Origin of the sequence: Actinokineospora pegani (assembly GCF_009745975.1) — a bacterium.
GTDB classification, from domain to species: Bacteria; Actinomycetota; Actinomycetes; order Mycobacteriales; family Pseudonocardiaceae; genus Actinokineospora; species Actinokineospora pegani.
On record NZ_WHOL01000046.1, the window covers coordinates 1 to 3,734 of the forward strand.

The following is a 3,734-nucleotide window of genomic DNA, read 5'->3' on the forward strand; positions in this document are numbered from 1 at the left end:
GGACACCGACGGGTCGATGGTCCTCGACTACGGGCCGCGCAAGTTCACCGTCGGCTTCGACGAGCAGCTCAAGCCCTTCGTCATCGACGAGGACGGCACCCGGCGCAAGGTCCTGCCCAAGCCCGGCGCGAAGGACGACGAGGACCTGGCCCCGCAGGCGTACAAGCTCTTCGCCGGGTTGAAGAAGGACGTCAAGACCGTCGCCGCCGACCAGGTCCGCAGGCTGGAACGGGCCATGGTCACCGGCAGGCGGTGGAGCGCGCACGAGTTCACCGAGCTGTTCGCCGCCCACCCCCTGCTGTGGCACCTCGTGCGGCGCTTGGTCTGGGGCATCTACGACCACGGCGGCGACCTGGTCGGTTCGTTCCGGCTGGCCGAGGACCGCACGCTGGCCGATGTCGAGGACGACACCTTCACCCTGGACGAGGCGGACGCCTCGGTCACCGTCGGCGTGGCGCACCCGGTGCACCTGGGCGAGTCGGTCGCCCGGTGGGGCGAGCTGTTCGCCGACTACGAGATCCTGCAACCGTTCCCGCAGCTCGGCCGCGAGGTGCACCACCTGACCGACGAGGACCGCGCGGCCACCACCCTGCCCCGGTTCGAGGACACGCCCATCCCGATCGGCCGGGTGCTGGGCCTGGTGCACCGCGGTTGGGACCGGGGCACGCCGCAGGACGGGGGCGTGGAGCCGTGGATCACCAAGGCGCTGCCGGACGGCCGGGTGGTCGTGCTGGACCTCGACCCGGGCATCGCGGTCGGCTACGTCGACGCATGGCCGGAGGTCAAGATCACCCGCGCGTGGGTCAGCGACGACCTGAACCACTACTACCGGCACAAGAACGCCGGGCACCCCTTCGAGGGCATCGACCCGGTCGCGGCCTCGGAGCTGCTGGCCGACCTGACCATGCTCGTCGGCGGCAGGGTGGACGATGGCTCGGCGAACGGCGGCTCGGCATGACACGGCGCCTGGAATACGTCGGCGGCGGCTCGGAGAAGTTCTGGGAGGGCGCGCTGACCGGCACGACGGTCACCGCCCGCTGGGGCAGGCTCGGTTCCGCGGGCCAGACCAACGACAAGGTCTTCGCCACGGTCGAGGCCGCCCAGGCGCACCTGGACAAGCTGGTCGCCGAGAAGGTCCGCAAGGGCTACTCGGAAGCGGGCGCGCCCGCACCGACTAAGTCCAAAGAGGACAAGCCAGCTCCGGAGCCGGGAGCCGCCGGGGCGGCCGAGGAGCCGGGGACCGCTGGGGAACCGGGCGCGATCACGTGGCCGGACGAGGAGCGCTACGACCCACCCGCCGCGCTGCTGCGGCTGGCTGTGCCCCGGCGCGGCCGGGTGCGGTCCCCCCGGCGGGTCACGCCGGGGATGGTCGAGGCGGCCGAGCACCTGCTGGAGGGTCGCAAGATCGAGCTCCGCGGCGTGCTCAGCGGGCCCAAGACCGATCCGGACCTGCGCGAGGCCGGGCTCGGGCAGCTCCTGGGCACGCCGTCGCCGCTGGGGGCCGCGGTGGTGTTCGAGCTGGCCGCCCACGAGCGGTCGTGGTCCGAGGACGCCTTCGCCTGCCTCGCCGACCAGTGGATCGGCCGGTGGGGGCCCGCGTTCGCCGCCGAGGCGCTGCTGCTCGTGACCTCGCTGGACGTCCAGGTCGACCGGAAGGGCGGCGACACCGCGCGTTGGATCACGCGGGGGCAGCAGCGGTTCCGGTGGACGTGGAACGGCGAGGCGCCCGCGCACCGGATCAGGGCGAGCCTGGCGAGCGCCGAGGACGACGAGTACGCGCGGGCGGTCGAGGCGCTGGCCGGGTTGCGCGACACCCAGCGGCGCAGGGCGATCGTCGCCTACCTGCTGCCGACCGAGCGGGAGTGGGTGGACGAGACCAAGGGGACCGTCGGCGGCCGGGACGGCTTGGAACTGCGGTGTCGGCTCGGCGCGGTGGAGACGATGGCGGACGCCGAGCCCGTCCTGCGCGCGGCCGACCTGCACGCGGTCACCCATTCGAACCGGACCCTGCCGACGCTGGTCGACCAGCTCGGGCCCGCGCTGGCGGCCACGGTGGACGAGTGGGTCGACAGCGCGAGCGGGTCCGCGGCCAAGACGCTGCTGGGCCACCTGGCGAGCTTCCCGACCGATGAGGCGATGACCGCGCTCGTGCGGCGGGCAGCCGAGCGCGGGACAGCGCCGTTCCTCCAGGAGGCGCTGCGCCGGTTCCCCCGGCGCGGGGCGCGGGTGCTGGCCGAGGCGCTTGGCGCGCGCGCCGACGTCGGCGTGCTGGAACCGCTGCTGTCCGCGCACCTGCTGGCCTGGCCGGGCGTGGCCGACGGCCTCGAGGTGTCCGACCGCGGCCGGGCCGCGCTCGACCGGCTGCTGGCCGCGACCAGGGAACGGCTGCCCGCCGCCGACCCGGCCGACCTCCCGCCGGTGCTCGCCGACCCGCCGTGGCTGCGCGAGAAGGCCAAGACCCAGGCGGTCGTGGTGGCGGGTCTGGAACCGCTGGGGGCCGACGCGATCACCTGGGCCGCGGGCGAGCAGGATGAGTGGCTGGCCTCCGCCGATGACGCCGAGCGGCCCCACGAGCTCGCCGGAGGCGAGGAGATCGTCTGGAACGACCTGTTCGACGAGTTCGTCCACACCTCCTACTGGTTGAGCATGCCGTTGATCGTCCTCGGTCCCGAGGACCGGTCCCGCGACCTCGCGCGGCGGCTGCGGCCCAACCACGTGTGGGAGATGGGCGAGTGGTTCCGGGCGGCGGTGGGCCGGTTCGGCCTCGACACCCTCGACCTGCTGCTGCACATCGCGGCCGACCAGCCCGCGATCGCCGCGCCGTACCTGGCGCCGTTCACCGGGCCCCGGGTCGCGCGGGCCATGGCGGGCTGGCTGGTCCGGCTCAAGACGACCCGGGCCACGGCGGTGGCGTGGTTCGCCAGGCACGGCGCGGCGGCGGTGCGCCCGCTCGTGCCGGACGCGCTGGCCAAGCCGGGCAAGGCGCGGACCGCGGCGGAGGCGGCGCTGCGCCTGGTGGCCCAGCGCGCGGGCGACGAGCCAGTGCTGGCGGTGGCCCGCGAGTACGGGCCCGAGGCCGAGGCGGGGGTGCGCGCCCTGCTGGCGGGCGACCCGCTGGAGGCGCTGCCCGCGAAGCTGCCCGAGGTCGGCGAGTGGGCCAACCCGGCTCTGCTGCCGCAGTTGGCACTGGCCGATCGCCGCTGCGGCCTGTCCCTGGACCACGCCAAGCACGTGATCACCGTGCTGTCGCTGTGCAGGCCGGGCGAGCCCTACGCGGGTCTGGCCCAGGTCAAGGCGGCCACCGACCCGGGTTCGCTGGCCCGGTTCACTTGGCGGCTGTTCTCCCTGTGGGCGGGGGGCGGGTTCGTCGCCAAGGACAACTGGGTGCTGACTGTGCTCGGCGAGGTCGGCGACGACGAGGTGGTGCGGGCCCTGTCGCCGCTGATCCGGGCGTGGCCGGGCGAGGGTGGGCACGCCCGGGCCGTCATCGGGCTCGACGTGCTCGCCGACATCGGCACCGACGTGGCGCTGATGCACCTCAACGGCATCGCGAACAAGGTCAAGTTCAAGGGCCTCAAGGAACGCGCCGAGGAGAAGATGCGGGCGGTGGCCGAGCGGATCGGCCTCAGCAGCGAGCAGCTCGCCGACCGGCTGGTGCCCGACCTGGGCCTGGACACCGACGGGTCGATGGTCCTCGACTACGGGCCGCGCAAGTTCACCGTCGGCTTCGACGA

Annotated in this window: 2 protein-coding genes; both read left to right on the plus strand. The window is 74.0% G+C overall.

Features of this window, described 5'->3' with window-relative positions; translation table 11 throughout:
- Window positions 1-958 (plus strand): DUF4132 domain-containing protein (locus GCL84_RS03925; protein ID WP_197523007.1); only part of this gene is annotated, 958 nt, incomplete at its 5' end.
- On the plus strand, window positions 955-3,734 hold a 2,780-nt coding region (locus tag GCL84_RS03930), incomplete at its 3' end, for a WGR domain-containing protein (protein ID WP_156753957.1). The genes GCL84_RS03925 and GCL84_RS03930, both read left to right, overlap by 4 nt.